Genomic DNA, 19,793 nt, shown 5'->3' with positions numbered 1-19,793 from the left:
TCTATTTGTTTCACGTGAAACATTTCGAAATTGTTTCACGTGAAACTTTTTCTTAATGCTAAACTTTTATTCTCCTCTTCCGTCATTCGCTCTTGATCCTCGTCAGTCTTATCATCAAAACCTATTAAATGTAATAAGCCATGAACAATAACTCTGCTCAACTCATCGTCAACACTAAAACCTAAATCTTTTGCATTGTCAACGACACGATCGTAGCTAATGAATAAATCACCACTTAAACTATTTTCTTCGTTATAATTAAACGTGATGATATCCGTATAATAATCATGATTCAAATAAGACTTATTCATATCCAATAAATACTCATCCGTACAAAAAACATAAGTTAATTCACCTATTTGTTTTCCGTGATTAGTCGCTATACCAGATAGCCATAAACAAAAAAATTCCGAATTAAAATCCGGAATTTCTACATCTATAAAATTAAAATCTATATTAGTTTCCATGATCGGCGACAAAGGTAATATTAACTTTTGAACCATTCAAATCAAATACTACCTCATCTGACAAGTTCTTCATTAAAAATATTCCTCTACCGTCTGGTCGTTCGATATTCTCCGGAGCAGTAGGATCGGGTAAATTATTAAAATCAAATCCTTTTCCCTCGTCCATTACCATAAAGATAACACCAGTGTCAATCTTTACAACATCAACCTTAACCTTCTTGGTCGGTTGATTTTGGTTACCATGTACAATCGCATTATTAACAGCTTCTGTTACCGCGATTAAAATGTTCCCATAACTATCTTCACTCACCCTGAGATCTTCACAAACCTGATCAATTAAAGACTCCACTTGTGTAAGGTTTTTTAATTGCGATTCAATTTCGATACTGTGCATTTACTCCGTATTTACTGAATTAAAATATTCATTTACTAAGGTCTTATAATAAACCTGTAAACCAACCGGAAGTGACCTCAAAAATTCGACTTCAGCTTCCTTCTTTTTATTATACTCAACAAATTCAACAAGGTTACTTAGATTCTTCTTTTTTCCTTCTTTTGATTCTCTCTCATCACTAAAACCACGCTCTCTTAAGGCTTTTTCACTTTCTAACAATCGGGTGTAAATATCTTGTTGCCTTTTCTGAAATTCTGATCCGACCCTACCATTAATTAAATCATCCTGTAAATCTTCTAAGTCTTTTATCAAATCATCTAAAGGGTTTCCCGCACCAGAACCATCTTTATTCAAATCTTCTTTTAACTGTTTTAACCCATCTCGAATCTTTACTTGTTCAGCAGCCATTTTTGCCATTTCTTTCGACGTTAACTGTGGAATACCCCCTTTACCTTCTCCAGGTTTTTCTCCTAATCCCATACCACTTCCCTTGCCTTTTTGACCACCTGGATTTGAACCTCCCTGCATCTTTTCTATCTGCTTTGCTAAGGCATCCTTCATTTGTTGTAAAGACATTTTTCCTGGACCTGCACCTGAACCTGATCCACCAGGATTATCACACGAACCACTTCCGGGAGGACCTCCCTGCATTTGTTGTTGCTGCATCTGATCTAAAACTTCAGACAACATCAAAGCCAAATTATTATAATTGGTCATTGCATATTGTTGGTGCTGACTTAAATTATTTGTTTTACGCGATTCAGCAATAGTTAAAGACTTGTCCAAATTATAAGATAAATCATTTAATTCTTCCGTGATAAACGCAGACAATTCTGTTACCCTCTTACTCAAAGCCACTAACGAATCTTTGACAACCACTGTTGCTTTATTAATAGCCAATTGTTCTCTATTTAACGATAAGTATTTTGGATCACTCGATTTTACAGCTATGAATTCATCCATCAAATCTTCCTGATCATAAGATAACGCCACTAAATTTTCTAAAAGGAATCGTAAAGCCTCCATATCTTCTTTCTGTTGCGCAGCCGCTGCCTGCGATTTCATTGCAGCAACATCATCAGCCATCTTCTTCATCATTTCTGAAGACTTACTTTGATTCTTTTCCGATTTTTTAGATTTGTCCTGATCAAGATTTTCCTTCGCATCTTGCATTTCTTGATCGATTGATTCTTCCATTTCTTTATCGAATTCTAAATCTCTTGGTTTATCTAAATCATCATTCTTTTCTTGTACTTCATCAATATCTTTTTGAATCTCATCAAACTTTTCGTTTAATTTCTCTTGCTCTTTAGCCAATTCCTCATTCGACTTCTTTCCTTCTTCAGTTTCTTCCTTTAAAGCATCTTGTTCTTCCGCTAATTCACGAATTTGTTCCTCTAAGTTCTCTAGCTTCTGATCTAATTCTAGATTTTTAAATAACTCCAAAGTACGATCCAATTCGTCCTCAACATTCTCAGCATTCTGCTCCATCTGTTCCAAGTTCTCCACCAATTCCTCTTTATTCATCTCCTCCATTAACTCTTTCAACTTTTCAAACAATTCCATTAACTCTTCATCCATTAATTCGTCCATTAACTTTTGAAGCTGTTCTTGCTTTTCTTTTAACTCATCAGAATTATCCAATAAATTCTCCTTCTCCTGCTTATTTTCTTTAAACTCTTCTTGAAGCTTTTCGATGTCCTTTTCAAACTTTTCTTGTTGTTCAATTAAGTTTTCTAATTGCTGTTTATCCTTCCAATCTAATGACGGTTTATTAACCAGTTCTTGTTTTAATTTCTTAATCTCTTTCTGCATTTTTTTAGCGTCCTGTGCAGCCTTATCCATGTTAGATTTTAAACTCTCATCATGTTCTCCAATTAAATCCTCCAACTCGTCCATCTCAGGAATCTTAAACTCAAGGGAAGTTGAACTAGTCGATTTATAACCATTTGGTGCATCATTATCACTAACTACAAACGAATAGGATACACGGTCACCTGCCTTTAAATTGTAATCGCCAATATCGATGCTATAAGAAAACAATTGATTGGTGTTTTTACCATTTACTTTGATGACATCATTTATTGTATAAACAGAATCCTTTCTCGTCACATTAATTCTAGCTCTTAAACCAGAAAACCCATAATCATCTTCAATATTTCCCTCAATAAAACGCATAAAAACATTAGATGAATCAAATCTTTCCAGCACTTTAATCTTTGGATATTTATCTGGAATTACATTGACTAAATAAGTAACTGAATCTGCATTAACGATGTCTGAAGAACTCAAAACAAGGTTATAATTCTCGTCTTTAAAAAATTGTTTTACGAACCTGTAATTATTCGCTTTTTTATCGTTTAATACAAATGCCGTATCAGCAAAATAAACATTTAGACTTTTCAAATTCGTAGCCCCAATCTTCCATTCAATAGTCGAACCTTCCGGTATAGTAATATCACCTGTATTTGTAAAAGCTTCAGACGACTTTCCCGTATGTTTGGGATAATTCACCATCAAATTTATATCATCAATCACTGGGCGTTTTAAAACATCCACTTCTATTTGCTGAGAGGAATAACCATTCGCATGAAAATAAAAATCGATTGATTCAGACAAATTCACAAAATCATATTCAAATTCTACATTAGAAACTTTGGTTAAATTGTAGGTGCCTAAATTGGAATAAATCATTACCTCATTCGGTATTTCCTCACCAGATAATTTCACTCTCAGTTTATACGTTTCACCTTGTCTAGCAGAATGAGGACTTAATAAATCGAAATTAAAAGGCGCAGGCGCAACAAATTCTTGATTGAAATACATAACTCTTTTTGTGCCATCAGTAAACCAATTCGGCAGAAAAACCATCAATACAGCACCCAATAATAGCACGGGTAATAAATACTTAATATACTTTTTATTTTCAGAAAGGTCTATAGCTCCCTCAAAAGAAACAACAGATAATTTCTGTGCTCTTTGTTCAATACTCGCATTTACAAGCTCCAAATTATTAGAAACATCTCCCTTATCATTATTCAACTGTAAAGTGTTCTTCAGTTTATCACCTATGTCTGGAAAAATTTTTCCTATCATATCTGAAGCCTCCATCATAGATAAACGCTTACCTAATTTATTTAAGTTAAGCAACGGGATTATAATAAACCTGAAGAGAAGAATTAAATTCAACCCTATAAAAGTGATTAATAAAAACAGCCTCGTACTTTTTCCAAATCGTCCTAAATATTCAAGACCGGAGACTAAAATATAAGAGGACAAAAAGAGACCTAAGAACAGAATAATTCCTTTTAAGATTTTATTCTTATAATACTTGCGAATAAACAATTCGACTTGCGATATGACTTTTTGAAACTGATTCAAGGTAAATAATTTTTTAAGAAACTCTCTAAGTTACACTTTTATAAAACAGTATACAAAAATCATGCTAATAAGTTCGTTTTATTAACATTTGTTTATAAGTGATAGATCCTATAAATAGAAAACAGCAAACTGAAAGATTTTTATTTACTAGCGCCTAGCCTACAAAATCTTAGACAAATATGTTAACGAATAGCAAATAAAAAATATTGTATATTGCATTGCGCTATTAATAACTAATTATCATGAAGTATATCATCTTTATAATTTTAAGCATCGTTACAAGCATTTCAAATGCACAAAACATTATAGCGCCTGAAGGTGGTGGAGAATATATAGTCCCTCAAAATGATGATAATTGTTTAAATGATATAGATCGTTCAAACATTCAGAATAGACTTACTATTAACCAAACTCATCTTCAAAGGAAAGGTTTATTAAATCCTCCATCTAATAGAGAAGACATTCAATTCGCCTGGCCATTACAAGCCGCAGAAACACATGCTTGGAATAATTATTATGGCATATCGAATTATATAGATCAAGATTCAACGGTTGGCATAAAAGATTTTAATTGCGGCTCAAGAACTTATGACGGACACAAGGGAATAGATATTTTTTCTTGGCCATTCCCTTGGTACCAATACGAAAACAATTCGATAGAAATAATCGCCGCTGCAGATGGTGTCATCATCGAAAAGGATGATGGTTTTGAAGACGATCATTGTGAGTGTATAGGAAGTTGGAACGCTGTTTATGTTCAACATACTGATGGTTCAGTTGCTTGGTATGGACATATGAAAATAGGTTCATTAACAGAAAAAGCGATAGGTGAATCAGTCGAACAAGGCGAATATTTAGGGATAGTTGCAAGTTCAGGTTGTTCAACAGGACCCCACCTCCACTTAGAAGTTTATGATAGTGAAATTAAATTAATAGAACCTTTTACAGGAGAATGTAATCGATTTAATGAAGACACATGGTGGGAAGATCAGCAAGATTACCGCGAACCAAAATTAAACTTGCTACATACACATGATGCAGTTCCAGAACATGGTTGTCCCACAGTTAATGAAGATCCACATTTTCAAAACGAATTTTATCCAGGAGACAGAATTTACACCGCTTTTTATTATAAAGATGCCCTTGCTGGATCAATTTCTAATTATAGAATACTTACACCCGACGGAGAGGTTTGGTCGGAATGGGAACAAGAAATGGAAACCACATTTAATGCCTCTTGGTGGTATTGGTCAGAAATTTTACCAGACGATGCTCCCTTTGGAATATGGACATTAGAAGCAACATATTCAGGTGAAGTACTAACACATGAATATAGTTACGGTGTTTATGCTAATGTTGAAAACAACGATATTCAAATTAAAATCTATCCTAACCCCGCAAAGAACCTTCTGAATATTACAGGTATTAACAATACATTTAAAATCATTATTATAGATCTATCTGGTAAAACAGTCTTCACTGAAAACAGCAAAAATAATAAAGTTGATATTACATCAATCGCTGCTGGTCTTTATACGATACAGATACAAACGGAAGATAAATTATACGTTGAAAAATTCATTAAGAATTAATTGATTTTAAGAACAATTTTAGTCTACATATTTTGATCGGTACAGAATAGAATGAAATTCAGTCCAATATTGTATCTTTGCGCCTTTATACGTATAAGATATCAATATAAGTCATGTCAAAAAAAGTTAGAGTTCGTTTTGCACCCAGTCCAACAGGACCATTACATATGGGAGGAGTAAGAACTGCCCTTTACAATTATTTATTCGCTAAAAAAAACAACGGTGATTTTATTCTAAGAATAGAAGACACCGATGAGAAGAGGTTTGTTCCTGGCGCAACTGAGTATATCATTAATGCTTTAAAATGGTGTGGAATAGAACCAAATGAAGGTGAAAGTTATGGCGGAGAATATGGTCCATACACCCAATCACAAAGATTAAAAATGTACGCTCCTTATGCACAAGAATTAGTAGATAATGGACATGCATATTATGCTTTTGACACTGCTGACGATTTAAATGTGGTAAGAGATCAAGCAAAAGAAATGGGCTTGGCGAATTGGCAATACAATGCCATTACGCGTTCATCAATGAAGAACTCTACTACTTTATCAAAAGAAATAGTAGCAGAAAAAATTGCCAATGGCGATCCATATACCGTTCGAATGAAAATGCCACGTAACCAGGAAGTAAAATTCCATGACGACATTAGAGGATGGATTACGGTTAACACAAATAATCTTGATGATAAAGTTTTATTAAAAGAAACTGGAATGCCAACCTACCATTTGGCAAATATTATCGATGATCATACAATGAATATCACTCATGTTATTAGAGGTGAAGAATGGTTACCTTCTGCCCCTTTGCATGTTTTATTATACGAAGCGTTTGGTTGGGAAAGTCCTGCATTTTCACATTTACCATTAATCCTTCGTCCAGATGGAAAAGGAAAATTAAGTAAACGTGATGGTGATAAATTAGGCTTCCCTGTATTCCCTATTGATTGGATGAGTGCCGAAGGTGAAAAATATAGCGGTTATAAAGAGGGCGGATATTTTCCAGAAGCATTTATCAATATGTTAGCATTGTTAGGATGGAATCCAGGAGACAATCAAGAATTGTTTTCTCTTGATGAATTAGTTAACCTTTTTTCTTTAGAGCGCGTTGGAAAATCAGGAGCTCGATTCGACCCAGATAAAACAAAATGGTTCAATCAACAATATTTAAGAGCAAAGTCAGACATAGCATTAGCTGAATTAATCATTGCTGATAATTTAGTTCCAGCTGATACTGATAAAAATCATTTAGCTATTGTTTGTAGTCTTATGAAAGAGAGAGCTACATTCTTACAAGATATTATCACAGATGGGGATTATTTCTTCAATGATATTGAAAGCTACGATGAAAAGACACTCAAGAAAAAATGGAAAGAACAAACTCCAGCTATAATGGAGGACTTGATTTCGACATTAGAAGGAATAGAAGATTTTAATACAGCATCGATTGAAGCGGCATTTTCAGCCCTTCTATCAGAAAAAGAGTTAGGTTTTGGACAAGTTGGTCCAGGGTTTAGATTACTTGTAACAGGAAAAGGCGCAGGCCCTTCTATGTTCGATATCTGTTCTGCCTTAGGAAAAGATAAAGTATTAGACCGAATGAAAACTGGATTAGTTAAAATTAACGCAATAAAAGCTTAATTACATGATTAACAAAATTAACGTTACTGGCATTGAGTTATACGGCTATCATGGCTGTATGAATGAGGAATCGGTTTTAGGTGGCAAATATATAATTGACGTCGAATTATTTACAGATTTTTCTAAGTCGGCAGCTACAGATCAATTAATTGATACGATTGATTATGTACAGGTAAGAAATATTGTTGTTGAAGAAATGGCAATCAGATCAAAGCTGATAGAACATGTAGGATACAGAATTATGAAGAAATTCAAACAAGAATTTACTTCATTACTCACTGCAAAAATTACAGTTCGAAAATTAAATCCACCTATTCAAGGTGTTGTTAAAGAGGTTGCTATCGTAATTGAAGGGTAAGAAATTCAAATTAAATTCATTTCTTGCATTTCTTGATCTCTTTTATGATGCCACATTAGGAATTTATTTTTATCTTTGCTCTCCATTGAAAAAATGGTCCTGTGGCCGAGCGGCTAGGCAGTGGTCTGCAAAACCATCTACAGCGGTTCGAATCCGCTCGGGACCTCCAATAAAACCTGCTCTATAAATAGAGCAGGTTTTTTTATGCGCTAATAAATATTAAAGCTTGCTTTCAAATATTTATTAGCGCATAAAAAAATTGTTTCGCAGAAACAGTGTTTTATTGGGTATTGATTTAACCATGTTACGGATCACGGCAGTAATCCTTATAAACCTCGTTTAGAAGAAATGGTGATTTCAAACAAAAACCAAAGAGCTCATTTCAAAGAAATGGCGGTTACAGAAAGTTACGAAAAAACAACTTCATCAATCAAATATTCTCAACCTCGTTTCGAAGAAATGGTGCTTTCAAACAAAAACCAAAGAGCTCATTTCAAAGAAATGGCGGTTACAGTAAGTTACGAAAAAACAACTTCATCAATCAAATATTCCCAAACTCGTTTCGAAGAAACAATGCTTTCAAACAAAAACCAAAGAGCTCATTTCAAAGAAATGGCGGTTACAGTAAGTTACGAAAAAACAACTTCATCAATCAAATATTCCCAAACTCGTTTCGAAGAAACTGTGCTTTCAAACAAAAACCAAAGAGCTCATTTCGTAGAAATCTAAAATCAATAAATTGCATAAACAAAAAGTCCCCCTGTACAAGATTCCACACAATTAAACTACCCCAACCCTACTCTACTAACTTTCTACTCTTTCTTTTTCTATAATACAGGAAGGAGAACAACCCAGCGACCAAGATAAAAAAAAAGCTTCCTCCAGTTATGAATAAAGTATCTCGCCATTTCTTTTCGTCTGCCTTTTCTTTTAAAAAGGAAAGATACTCTGTACTTAATTGCCCCGGATTAGGTTCTTCTAATCGCCAATTTTTCCAACCAGTTGAATCGGGATGAATGAGATTATAACTAACACTTGAATCAGGATCAATTCCTAAGTAACTCAACGAATCGACGATTAAACCATCGTTATCATAAAGTTTAATTCTGCCCCCCTCTTTTGGTAAACCAAATTCAAAATCACCAATTATATGAATCGAATCTGTATCATAAGTAGACTGAAAATTCTCAACCTTTCTTGATATAACCAAGTATTGACCTTTCACTAAATTCGTTCCTGCAGGTAAAAAATAGGCAGATTTATAACCAGCCTTAGTAAACCCCCATCCACTTATATCTATCGTTGCATTAGATCGATTATAAAGCTCTATCCAGTCCATACTGGTGTCAGAATCCATTTGAGTCACATTGATTTCATTAAACACGATTGAATCATGCCAAATACTTAATTCTTTCGCCAAAATTATCGGTTCCAACACTAAATTCTCATTTGACACAACCGTTATCTTATTCGATGTTTCTGATCTACCCTTCCATCCTTTAAATTCAAAATCGTGTTTAACATCTACTTCAATAGTAACTGGAACACCTTTAAAATAAACACCCTCAAAATTTCGTTGAATCTTTAAACTATTGAATTGAATACTAGCAGTGTCTTTTCCAGGATAAACAATACGAACATTAATCGTTCCAGCTAAATCAAATTTCTCTTGAATATGTTCACGAACATAAGTCGGCCTTTCTTTAATAAACGTCGTAACGCGTTCCTGTTGTTGAATCCAATTGTCATAAGATGAATGCCATCTTTTCTGATGAAAATGCATCTCAGCATCAATGGTAGCCGTCATCTTTTTCCATAAAGTTAACGCTGTATCAGGATGATAAACCGTATTCAAATGATCCGCGAAAGTATTGATGTACTGATATTCTAATTCCTTATTTTTTAAAAGACTTCGAATGATAAATGTAGACCAAGCTGGATCTGGCCAGGCTTCACCATTTGCATTTGTAAATTTTTTAAGCGTATTATTTTTATACCCATTCGGTTCATTATTACCTAGACCAAGATCTAGATCATAAAAAATCCAACGCCATTTTGCTGAATCATTCCGTTCTCTCCAATATCTAATATTCCCACCAGCATCTCTATTATCAGAATACGTTTCAGCGATATTATAAGCAATATAATCTTCAATATCCATAAATTTTCTCAGTGCTTCAACTTTTGCATCATCAGCTAAATCGTTCGCTCTCAAATACGCTAAAAACTTTTTATAATTTGTAGAATAACCATGTCGTTTTACACCATTATGTCTAAGTATATCAACATTATCCTTATCAACATCATAATTAGATTTTAAATAATGTTCACTGATTTTTTCACGTAGATTTTGAATTCCCCAATATTCACCATTTAAAAAAACAACTGCAGGTCGATAAGCTTGAATAGCTATTCCAGTTGGTTTTGCCAATTGCGTCATATAAGCATCCCTTAAATGGGTATGTAAAAAATCACCTCCAGCATTTCTTATAATAAAAGACTTGTACTTAGAGAAGTCTCGCTCAGGAAAAATAGGGTATCTGAAACGTTTATCGCCGTATTTAGATCTTGCAAAAACAGCTAATGATTTCTGTGGAAGAATTCTACTAAAACCTCCGAATAAATTAATTCCAGCTAATTGATTAAAACATAATTCACCTGAAGGTTCGTACATTTCAATATTCGCACTTCGTTCCCAATCTTTCCAATAATTTGCACCCACGTATGGTTCAATTGTGTCAGCACAACAACCTTCCACATAAATACCTGTATTAAAATCCCATAAATTACCTGGCTCAGTAGAAATGGAAACTATTGGTAAATTATAAGATCTATCACAGAAATAAGAATTGGTAATTACAATAGATCTTTTACCGTTCAAATAAGCTATTGCACGAATAACTGCAACACTTTTAACCTGAATAGGATTTTTATAAGCATTATTACTACTATTGGGACTCGATCCATCAAGTGTATAGAAAATTCTAGCCCCTTCGGGTGCAGTTAATACAACTGTTTGTTCTGATTGATAAGGCCCACCTTTTGGAGAAAAATCAACGAATAAACTATCCGTTTGTGCCACACCCAACATACAAAGTTGAATGCAAAAACAAGACCATATCGTTTTTAGTAAGCTCATATAAAAATACTAAAATAGCATAAAGGAAGTTGCTCTCAACCATTACCCATCACTTACTTATTATCCGTAAGGTGTTGATAATAATTCGCAAAAAAAAAGGCCTAGTATAAACTAGGCCCTCTTTTAGATAATTATAAGTTATTATTTTTGGATATGTATTGCTCCTGGTAATTTAAAGACACTACCGTCACTTCCTTCAGCAACAATCATATAGCGATAAGTTCCTACATCTAATTGATTTCCAGACATATCAGTACCATTCCATCTAAAATCAACATCACTTGATTCGAACATCGATTGACCTGATTGATCAGTAATTACGATATAAAACTTAACGATTTCAGTCGATTCAATTTCAAAATAATCATTAATTCTATCCCCGTTAGGCGTAATTACATTCGGTAAATTATCAATTGAAGATTTTGCTTCAATCTTTATTTCCTGAACTTCTTCATAAATTTCAGAATCTCCAATTACAATCATTTTAACTTGATATTTCCCTGGGCTTGCGAAACAATATTGTAATGTTTCGCCTTCGAATGTTTTACCATTACTCAGTTCCCATTTGATACTGTTATAATTGCTCGCGTTTGCACTAAAAGTATAAGTTGTTATAGTAGATTTTTCTGTTGTACTATAAGTCATTCTTCCGGTAGGTAGATCTTGATCGATAACCTTTTTGTCTGGTGCTACTTTTGCATCAACTTTAGGATCTTCAACAATAATATTATTATCATTTACAACAGTTACATTCTTATTGTTACCGTTTTGTTTATCCGAAGATTTATTGTTTGAAGGATTAACCGTTTTATCCGCTTTATTATTGATGTCTGATTTATCAAGATTACCAATAGAATCGGTTTTGCGATTTTCTTCTCTTAATTCTTTTTCTATTGATGCTTTATTCTGGTGAATTATAGGATCATTCTCATTTTGGACATGAATAACATCCGCATCCATTTCATAAACATCTGCTGGAATATCTTCACTAATTGTACTCGGATTTGATGGAACAACATGCTCAACAAATAAATTTTCTGTAGGTGTTTCTTCAGGATAAAAATAATATCCTGCGATACCTGCAGTTAATAAACCACCTGTAATAATAGCAGTTTTAGCCAAAATGGATAATCCTGTTTTACTTGCACTAACGGCAGCAGTTCCTGCTCCGGGTGCATTAATACCTTGCTGAATGTTCGCCCATAAATCTGGACTTACTTCACTTTCAAAAGAATCAAACTTATCCTTAAAAAGCTCTTCAATATTAAAATTATCTTTCACCTGCTTCTACTAAATTATTATCAACTAATAGTTTTCTCAACATTTTTTTCGCCCTTGAGTACTGCGATTTTGAAGTACTTTCCGTCACCCCTAGCCTTTCTGCAATTTCTTTATGCGAATAACCTTCAATCGCAAATAAATTAAAAACAACCCGATAACCTTCTGGTATCGTTCGAATTATTTTTAATAAATCTTCTGCGTGGATAGTCTCTAAAATAAATTGGCTTTTTTCCAGTTTATAATCAACAGAATCAATTTCAACATTCTTTTGGAATTTCAAATTTTTTCTATATTGATCAAGCGCGGTGTTAACCATTATTCTTCGCACCCAACCCTCTAATGAACCTTTGCTTACAAAGTCAGGCAGTTTATTAAAAACTTTTATAAAACCGTCTTGTAAAACATCTTGAGCTTCATCATGGTCTTTCATGTACCTTAGACAAACCCCCATCATTTTATTCGCATATAAATCATAGAACGCTTTTTGGGCTGTTGCATCGCCGGAAACACATTTCTTTACTAATTGTTCTTCCGTCATAAACACACTTTCCATTTACAAAACTTATTATTCACCATAAAAGTTGCATATCACATTAAATAAATAATTATTACATATCTTTAATGCCCAATAAAACGCTTAAAAATAAGCAAAATATGTCCTTACTCCCTGTCAAAACGATGTCTTCTTTACAATTATTGCTCTTAATATTTACTTTATTTACGGGTATATTTGCAAAAGCAGATGAACGTAAGAACTTTTGGCATACCGAATTCCAATTAACGGAGAATCAAGTATTACCTGTAACTTTTTATTTTGACGAAACAGATCCAAGTCAACTGATAATATACAATGCTGAAGAACGCATACCTTTAAATAAAATTGAAAGACGGAACGATTCTATTTTTGTCAAAATTGAATTATTCAATAGTGAACTCAAATGTAAAATTGTTCACCCTGATACAATTCAAGGTGCTTGGTTTAATTATAACCGTGGAACATCTTATTCCATACCATTCATTTCATATCATACCTATCAACCACGTTTTAAAAAAATCGATCCAACAATAGATATTATTGGAAAATGGGAAGTCACTTTTAATTATAACTCTGGTCCAACAAAAGCAATTGGTTTGTTCAATACCATTGACGAACCTTACGCTACAAAAAATTCTAATAAAATTAAAAATATCAAAGGTACTTTCATGACCGAAACTGGAGATTATAGATATTTAGAGGGTGGAATTTCTCATGATACATTGCATCTTTCTACTTTTGATGGTGTACATGCTTATTTGTTCAATGCTAAATTAGTTAACGATACTTTATATGGTAAATTTTATTCAGGTAATCATTTCCAAGTTGATTGGTTTGCTGTAAGAAATGAAACATTTGAATTAACAAATCCATTCGATCTAACCTACTTAGTAAATGAAGAAGAATTAAATTTTAGTATACCGGATTTAGATAATAATATTTATACCTACCCGAATCAAGAAACAAAAAACAAAGTCACACTAGTACAATTGATGGGAACTTGGTGTCCGAATTGTTTAGATGAAAACAATTATTTAAAAACTGTAGCTAAAAACTTTGGTGACGATATTGAAATTATATCCCTTGCATTCGAAATGGGAAATTCACAAAGTGAGTCTGCCGCTAAAGTTAATATCTACAAAGAAAGTTTAGGGCTTGATTTTACTTTTTTAATCGCAGGAAAAGCTTCTAAAGACATTGCTTCAGAACTATTCCCGATGGTCAATAAAATTATTTCTTTTCCTACCCTTTTCATTATCGATAAACAAGGCATTATTCGACATATCCATACTGGCTTTAATGGTCCGGGTACTGGAGAATATTATACACATTTTGTGAGTGAAACCAACTTGTTGATAACTGATTTAATTCAAGAGAAAGTTAAATAATTAACTAACTCCATCCTCAATAACAGTTTCAATCCTTTTAAATTTTAAGAAGCTATTCTTATTAACAAGGAATTTTATCTACTCTTTTTTGATGTCTACCACCTTCGAAAGCTGTTGAAAAGAAAACATCAACCATTTCTAAAGCCAATTCTTCAGATACGAAACGAGCTGGAATAGCAATTATATTAGCATCATTGTGAAGTCTTGCTAATTCCGCAATTTCAGTTGTCCAACATAAAGCAGAACGAATTGCTTGATGTTTGTTCACAGTCATATTAATTCCGTTTCCACTTCCACAAATAACAATACCCAAAACACCAGCATTATTTTCAACATTCAAAGCAACTTGGTGTCCAAAATCAGGGTAGTCAACACTATCTCCGTTAAAAGGTCCGTAATCTTTGACTTCAAAACCTTTAGATTTTAAAAATCCAACAACTTTTTCCTTCAATTCAAATCCAGCGTGATCACCACCTATTGGAACTATCATAATACACAGTTTATATTTATTACAAAGCTATCGTTTTAACCGTATAAAACCAAAATATGCATGTTCATAATTAATGATTGATTTTTCCATATTATTCAAAACACATCAAGATTAGTACTTTAGATTAGTACTGTTATCAACAAAAGAAGATTAACTTTGTTAATAACTGTATTCATAACTATGTATTAATAATTACTTATAAATTTGAATTATCTAATTTTAATTTCAGGTATACAATAAATCGAATAAATGAAAAAAGTTAACCTTTATTTAAACATTATTTATTGACACAAAAAATAGAAGTTCGAAAAATTAGTTATACACTTTTTAAAGAAGTACAAAATTGTTTAAAACTATGCTAAAGCATTAATAATAATCTAATTCAAGCGATTTAAATTGTTAGTAATTTATTTAAAAAAAAAAGTAATTTAGAAAACCTAATCCATCAACACTACTTATCAACAAATGAACAGCCCTAATAATAATAATAACCTCTCTCTCTCAAAAAAAAAATTATTCTATTATAATTATATAGTACTTCTGTTTTTATTGAATTCTTTTGGTGTTGTTGCGCAAGAAATTGATCCGAATGGTTGGAATGTTTTTCATCATGAAAATGGAAGAATAGCAAGTGAAGGAAATTTTGAAAATGGATTACCTGTGGGAGTTTGGAAAAACTATTATGATGATGGTACGTTAAGATCGACAGGAAAAAAGAAAAATGGAATGTCTGACAGTATTTGGGTTTTTTACGATGTCGAAGGTCGCAAGAAAAACAAATTCGACTATGCGAACGATATGAAGAATGGTTGCGCCACTTTTTATGATACATTGGGTAATACCATTAAAGAAATATTTTACGTCGATGACGTGGCTCAAGGAGAAGTTTTAGAATATTATGCCGACGGTCAAATTAAAAGTCGTGTTCAATACAAGGATGGTAAAAGAGTTGGATTATTGCTAGAATACGGTGAAAACGGAGATATAATCACTGAAGAGATTTACGATAACGGGTTTTTAAAGGATAAAAATGAATACAATAGGCGGAATGAAAATGGAGAAAAGATTGGAAAATGGAGAAAATTTCATCCAAACGGGACTATTGAATCTGAAATAGAGTTCGAAAATGGGGAGAAGAGTGGGATCTCAAAAACATACAATAAAAAAGGAAAATTGATTGACTTACAAAAAATGCAAGGAGATACCGTTGCTGGTCATGTTGATGAATTGGTGATTATTGAAATGTATAGGGCTTATGATGAGGATGGTAAACTTAAGTTGATAGGTGGATTAGACAATGGATTAAAATCTGGTATTTTTAGAGAATACGATAAGGAAGGAAATATTATTAATGGATATATTTACGAAAAAGACACAATAATTGGCGAAGGAATTATTCTTGGAAATGGCATTTATACCGGAGAATGGAAAACCTTTTTTAAAAATAACGGTAAGATAAAGTCAACCGGTAATTATAATGAAGGTTTAAAAGAGGGGAAATGGACATATTATTATCCTAATGGAAATAAAGAGCAAGAAGGAGTTTTTAAAGATGATTTATTAAAAGGTGAATGGAAATGGTATTATAATAATGGCCAATTAAAACGTAAAGAATATTACAATTCAAAGCAGTTGTTGGAAGGAACAGTGGTTGAATATGATTCGTTAGGTAAAGAAATTACAAGAGGTGATTATTACAATGGCAGACAAGAGGGAGAGTGGTTTTATTATGTAAATGACTTTAAGGAAGTTGGGTCTTATACAATGGGCTTAAAAGATGGTGTTTGGAAACATTATTATTTGAATGGGAAGTTAGCATTTATAGGGACCTATGATGAAGGGGAAGCTAAAGGAAAACATATTTATTACCATAAAAATGGTGCAAAGCAGTTGGTTGGAAAGTATCTTGGTGGCGAACGACACGGGACATGGAAAACTTATAGTACCACTGCAGAAATAGTAAGAATAGTAGATTATAAAAGAGGTGAAATTTATAAAGTTGACGGATTTAGGGTTGAGGAATATCAAGAGGAGATAACAGAGTAAATAACACTACAGGAAAATGGGTGTATTTGTAGATTTAATTAAGAAAAAGAAACTTGGCTTCATAAAGGCTACACGTGATAATTATATATTATCGTGTGATGATGTAACCCGATCTTTATTAAATTGTCCCAAAGATTTTGCGATTACTCAAAAATCATTACAAGAAATATTTTTCAATTCAAACGACTTTAAATATTTAGGTGAACAATTAAACAGGTACGGTTTCATCAATAACTTTAGTTTTTTAGGTTTAAAGATTGATGGAACTACGAATTCTCTTAAAGGAAATTTTTATCTCGAACCTGATAGTGAGGGAGATTTAAATATTATTTCTGCTTATATTTTTGAAAATATTTCCAATGGAAATAATAATAATGCCTTAGATTTTATAAGTAATTTTGAATCGTCAAATGCGGATAGTTTTAAAAACTTTGTTGATAATTCTCCTTCTTGTATTTTGGTATTTACGAATTCGCAATTGGTTTATAGTAACTCTTTAGGAAACGATTTATACAATGAAAGATTAAACAATAAATCTGTTGACTTATTCGAAGTTTTCCCACCCAATTTAAAGTATATTCTAATCGAGTTAATTGAAGAAGCAAAGAACAATACAAGTTCTTATACTGAGATTTCTTTAGATAAAGAAGGGGATGAAAAACGCTACAGTATCAACGTTGTAAAAGTCTTACATGAGGATAGAGATTCTCTCTATTTTATGTTGACTGATATTACTTTACAAAACGAATATAATATTCAAAAAATCAGGGCAGAAATTGCTGAAGAAACGAATAAAAAACTTTTTGAAGAGATAAGAAAACATCGCCAAACGCAGATTAATTTAATTAAAAATACCTCTAAATTAAATGCCTTATTCGAAAGTTCTGGGAACTTATTTTTATTAACTGTTGATAAGGATTTAAAGATAACTTCATTCAATAGTAGTTTTAAGAATTTAGTAGAAGAATTATTAAAAAAGACTGTTGTAATAGGATCTGATTTCTTAAAAACTTTTCCCATTGCGGAGAGTGCTTATAGTATGATGATTAAAAAAATTAAACAGGCCATTCGAGGTGAATCGGTTGAGTTTATCAATGAATACAATTTGAATGATGAGAACTATCATATCGAATCATTTATCAGTCCGGTTCGAGTTGAAGGAGAAGAGATTAAAGAGATCGCCTTTATTGCACATGATATTTCTGACAAAGTAGAAGTCGATCGAAAAATGATCGAATCTGTTAAAGAAAAAGAAGTTTTATTAAAAGAAGTTCATCATAGGGTTAAAAATAATTTGCAAGTGATTAGTAGTATTCTTAACCTACAATCATCTTATGTTGAGGATGTCAAAACTTTAGAGATTATTAACGAGAGTCAGAATAGGATTCGAACAATGGCATTTATTCATGAAAGTTTATATCAAACGAAAAACTTTTCATCTATAAATTTCCATGATTATATCACGAATTTAGTCCAGAATCTAATTCATTCATATCAAATTTACAATGGTAAAACTGTATTGAAATTAGAAGTAGATAAAATTGATTTAGTACTTGATCAGGCGATACCATGTGGTTTAATAATGAACGAATTGGTATCAAATTCGTTAAAACATGCGTACCCGAATGAAATGTCAGGTGAAATATTGATAGGCTTAAAAATTAAAAACGGAAAAGTGATCTTAAGGGTTGAGGATGATGGGATTGGATTGCCTGAAAACTTTAAAATTGAGGACAGTGAAAGCTTAGGTTTGGGACTTGTAGATACATTGGTGGATCAATTAGATGGTGAACTTGAATTAAAAACTGTTAACGGAACCAAATATTTGATTATATTTGAAAAGCAAGATTTTTAGGCAGTTATGGCAAAAACCAATGTATTAGTAGTTGAGGATGAAAGTATTGTATCTAAAGATATACAACATAGTTTAAAAAAACTAGGTTATAATGTTGTAGGTGCAGCCTCTACAGGTGAGAAGGCGTACGAACTAGCAATGAGTGAAACGCCAGATATTATTCTGATGGATATCATGCTTAAAGGTGATATTAACGGAATTGAAACGGCCGAACGAATTAAAGCCGAACTAAGTATTCCAGTGATTTATTTAACTGCTTATGCAGATGAGTCAACCTTAGCAAAAGCAAAAATTACCGAACCTTACGGATATATTATCAAACCATTCAAAGAAATTGATTTACATACTTCAATTGAAATGGCTTTGTATAAGTACTCGAAAGAAAAAGAAGTATTAAAAGAACGCGATTTATTTTATTCGCTAATTGAAAATAAAAATACCAACGATTTTATTTTTGTGAAATCAAGAAGTCGATTGGTAAAAATCAAAACTAAAGATATCTATTTTATTGAGGCATTGAAGGATTATGTGGTGATTAACACCCTTAATAATCGCTATACAATTCACTCTACAATGAAAGATATTGTCAGTAAAATTTCATCTGAAGATTTTATTCGTGTACATCGATCTTTTATCGTTCGTATTGATAAAATTGATCAGATCGAATATCCTAGCCTTCGCCTTGAAGATGCCAAAAAAATCATTCCTATCGGGGGTTCTTTTAAAGAAGAATTGATTGAGAAGTTGAATCTTATTTAGTTATTAGTTTATAGTTTTTAGTCGTTAGTAAATAGTTATTAGCATTGAGGTTTTTGTTGAGTTGAATAAAGATTTATTTTCTTTGTTTTAAGCGTTGAGTTTTTAATATTTGATCAGAGCTGCGAGTTGATAGTCGTTAGTTTATAGTTGTAAAGTTTCACAAGGTTGTTAACGGAAGTTGATTAATCTTGTCTTGTAAATTTAGTAGTTTATTTTCAAACTTTTTTGGTTCTACAATAAATATTTCAGGTTCTAATTGATACCATTTATAAATTGCTTGAATTGGTGTTTTAACATCAAGTTCTTTTCTCAGTGAGCCATGTCTTCTGTATAAATTGTAGTTACACATAAAATTAAAGAGATCTTTATGCATCTGGTCGTATGAATTATAAGAGTGTTTTAAAATTGTATTAGACTTAATGGTTCTATTTACTCTTTCTACCATGCCATTCGTCTGAGGGGACGCAG

The 19,793-nt window shown here is 32.5% G+C and carries 16 protein-coding genes and 1 tRNA gene; 9 read left to right on the top strand and 8 right to left on the bottom strand.

Annotated elements, in window-relative coordinates; genetic code table 11:
• Positions 1-35: 35 nt before the first annotated feature.
• The 3 genes from ybeY to T367_RS0110055 are packed head-to-tail and all read right to left on the bottom strand — an operon-like array spanning position 36 to position 4,242.
• A complete protein-coding gene (gene ybeY, locus T367_RS0110065; protein ID WP_084274373.1) occupies positions 36-467 on the bottom strand; it encodes an rRNA maturation RNase YbeY in 432 nt (143 codons plus the stop codon).
• Positions 457-861: an ATP-binding protein gene (locus T367_RS0110060; protein ID WP_027419724.1), complete on the bottom strand. Its 405-nt coding sequence runs from the start codon at positions 859-861 to the stop codon at positions 457-459. The genes ybeY and T367_RS0110060 overlap by 11 nt, the downstream gene beginning before the upstream one ends.
• Complete coding sequence (locus T367_RS0110055) at positions 862-4,242, bottom strand: DUF4175 family protein (protein ID WP_157454192.1); 3,381 nt, start codon at positions 4,240-4,242, stop codon at positions 862-864.
• A 242-nt stretch (positions 4,243-4,484) separates the two neighbouring features.
• On the opposite strand from T367_RS0110055, the gene T367_RS0110050 reads away from it, so the two are divergent.
• The 5 genes from T367_RS0110050 to T367_RS0110025 all read left to right on the top strand — a co-directional run bounded on the left by T367_RS0110050 (position 4,485) and on the right by T367_RS0110025 (position 8,561).
• Positions 4,485-5,834 carry a peptidoglycan DD-metalloendopeptidase family protein gene (locus tag T367_RS0110050; RefSeq protein WP_027419722.1) on the top strand — a complete coding sequence of 450 codons (1,350 nt, stop codon included), beginning with the start codon at positions 4,485-4,487 and terminating at the stop codon, positions 5,832-5,834.
• 113 nt (positions 5,835-5,947) lie between these two features.
• Positions 5,948-7,474 carry a glutamate--tRNA ligase gene (gltX, locus tag T367_RS0110045; protein WP_027419721.1) on the top strand — a complete coding sequence of 509 codons (1,527 nt, stop codon included), beginning with the start codon at positions 5,948-5,950 and terminating at the stop codon, positions 7,472-7,474.
• Positions 7,475-7,478: 4 nt separating this feature from the next.
• Complete coding sequence (gene folB, locus T367_RS0110040) at positions 7,479-7,832, top strand: dihydroneopterin aldolase (RefSeq protein WP_035843202.1); 354 nt, start codon at positions 7,479-7,481, stop codon at positions 7,830-7,832.
• A 95-nt stretch (positions 7,833-7,927) separates the two neighbouring features.
• Positions 7,928-8,001: transfer RNA gene (locus T367_RS0110030), tRNA-Cys, on the top strand.
• Positions 8,002-8,222: 221 nt separating this feature from the next.
• The gene (locus tag T367_RS0110025) at positions 8,223-8,561 is read left to right on the top strand and encodes a hypothetical protein (protein WP_169736047.1); all 339 of its coding nucleotides are present in this window, start codon (positions 8,223-8,225) and stop codon (positions 8,559-8,561) included.
• A gap of 67 nt (positions 8,562-8,628) precedes the next feature.
• Here T367_RS0110025 and T367_RS0110020 read toward each other — a convergent pair whose 3' ends face one another.
• The 3 genes from T367_RS0110020 to T367_RS0110010 form a co-directional block, all read right to left on the bottom strand.
• A complete protein-coding gene (locus tag T367_RS0110020; protein WP_084274372.1) occupies positions 8,629-10,971 on the bottom strand; it encodes a CotH kinase family protein in 2,343 nt (780 codons plus the stop codon).
• A 141-nt stretch (positions 10,972-11,112) separates the two neighbouring features.
• The gene (locus T367_RS0110015; RefSeq protein WP_027419717.1) at positions 11,113-12,252 is read right to left on the bottom strand and encodes a T9SS type B sorting domain-containing protein; all 1,140 of its coding nucleotides are present in this window, start codon (positions 12,250-12,252) and stop codon (positions 11,113-11,115) included.
• Positions 12,242-12,805 (bottom strand): RNA polymerase sigma factor, encoded by a 564-nt coding sequence (locus tag T367_RS0110010; protein WP_245593041.1) that lies wholly within the window; start codon positions 12,803-12,805, stop codon positions 12,242-12,244. Before T367_RS0110010 ends, T367_RS0110015 begins: the two co-directional genes overlap by 11 nt.
• Positions 12,806-12,906: 101 nt before the next feature.
• Here T367_RS0110010 and T367_RS0110005 point away from each other — a divergent pair, with 101 nt between their 5' ends.
• Positions 12,907-14,175, top strand: coding sequence for a TlpA family protein disulfide reductase (locus T367_RS0110005; RefSeq protein ID WP_027419715.1), 1,269 nt, complete (start codon positions 12,907-12,909; stop codon positions 14,173-14,175).
• Between the two features lie 61 nt (positions 14,176-14,236).
• On the opposite strand, the gene rpiB is transcribed toward T367_RS0110005, so the two are convergent.
• Complete coding sequence (gene rpiB / locus T367_RS0110000) at positions 14,237-14,665, bottom strand: ribose 5-phosphate isomerase B (RefSeq protein ID WP_027419714.1); 429 nt, start codon at positions 14,663-14,665, stop codon at positions 14,237-14,239.
• A gap of 465 nt (positions 14,666-15,130) precedes the next feature.
• On the opposite strand from rpiB, the gene T367_RS0109995 reads away from it, so the two are divergent.
• From T367_RS0109995 to T367_RS0109985, 3 genes are read left to right on the top strand one after another with little or no spacing between them, the layout of a single operon-like run.
• Positions 15,131-16,711: a toxin-antitoxin system YwqK family antitoxin gene (locus T367_RS0109995; protein WP_027419713.1), complete on the top strand. Its 1,581-nt coding sequence runs from the start codon at positions 15,131-15,133 to the stop codon at positions 16,709-16,711.
• A 16-nt stretch (positions 16,712-16,727) separates the two neighbouring features.
• Positions 16,728-18,566 (top strand): histidine kinase dimerization/phosphoacceptor domain -containing protein, encoded by a 1,839-nt coding sequence (locus T367_RS23870; RefSeq protein WP_051568482.1) that lies wholly within the window; start codon positions 16,728-16,730, stop codon positions 18,564-18,566.
• Positions 18,567-18,572: 6 nt separating this feature from the next.
• On the top strand, positions 18,573-19,325 hold the full coding sequence (locus tag T367_RS0109985) for a response regulator (protein WP_027419712.1): 753 nt from the start codon (positions 18,573-18,575) through the stop codon (positions 19,323-19,325).
• 157 nt (positions 19,326-19,482) lie between these two features.
• Here the strand turns inward: T367_RS0109985 and T367_RS22015 are convergent.
• Positions 19,483-19,793: integrase core domain-containing protein (locus T367_RS22015; protein WP_157454191.1), on the bottom strand; the 311-nt coding region annotated here is incomplete at its 5' end.

It is taken from the genome of Crocinitomix catalasitica ATCC 23190 (assembly GCF_000621625.1).
Classification (GTDB): domain Bacteria; phylum Bacteroidota; class Bacteroidia; order Flavobacteriales_D; family Crocinitomicaceae; genus Crocinitomix; species Crocinitomix catalasitica.
Note: the sequence above shows the minus strand (reverse complement) of the source record. Positions and strands in the feature narration are given on the sequence as shown.

What these genes read in the sequence shown, in the direction of transcription:
- T367_RS0110050 (WP_027419722.1), top strand. Translation starts at nt 4,485, where the DNA reads ATGAAGTATATCATCTTTATAATTTTAAGCATCGTTACAAGCATTTCA.
- T367_RS0110010 (WP_245593041.1), bottom strand. Translation starts at nt 12,805, where the DNA reads ATGGAAAGTGTGTTTATGACGGAAGAACAATTAGTAAAGAAATGTGTT.
- T367_RS0109985 (WP_027419712.1), top strand. Translation starts at nt 18,573, where the DNA reads ATGGCAAAAACCAATGTATTAGTAGTTGAGGATGAAAGTATTGTATCT.
- rpiB (WP_027419714.1), bottom strand. Translation starts at nt 14,665, where the DNA reads ATGATAGTTCCAATAGGTGGTGATCACGCTGGATTTGAATTGAAGGAA.
- T367_RS0110025 (WP_169736047.1), top strand. Translation starts at nt 8,223, where the DNA reads ATGGCGGTTACAGAAAGTTACGAAAAAACAACTTCATCAATCAAATAT.
- T367_RS0110020 (WP_084274372.1), bottom strand. Translation starts at nt 10,971, where the DNA reads ATGAGCTTACTAAAAACGATATGGTCTTGTTTTTGCATTCAACTTTGT.
- ybeY (WP_084274373.1), bottom strand. Translation starts at nt 467, where the DNA reads ATGGAAACTAATATAGATTTTAATTTTATAGATGTAGAAATTCCGGAT.
- T367_RS23870 (WP_051568482.1), top strand. Translation starts at nt 16,728, where the DNA reads ATGGGTGTATTTGTAGATTTAATTAAGAAAAAGAAACTTGGCTTCATA.
- folB (WP_035843202.1), top strand. Translation starts at nt 7,479, where the DNA reads ATGATTAACAAAATTAACGTTACTGGCATTGAGTTATACGGCTATCAT.
- gltX (WP_027419721.1), top strand. Translation starts at nt 5,948, where the DNA reads ATGTCAAAAAAAGTTAGAGTTCGTTTTGCACCCAGTCCAACAGGACCA.
- T367_RS0110005 (WP_027419715.1), top strand. Translation starts at nt 12,907, where the DNA reads ATGTCCTTACTCCCTGTCAAAACGATGTCTTCTTTACAATTATTGCTC.
- T367_RS0110060 (WP_027419724.1), bottom strand. Translation starts at nt 861, where the DNA reads ATGCACAGTATCGAAATTGAATCGCAATTAAAAAACCTTACACAAGTG.
- T367_RS0109995 (WP_027419713.1), top strand. Translation starts at nt 15,131, where the DNA reads ATGAACAGCCCTAATAATAATAATAACCTCTCTCTCTCAAAAAAAAAA.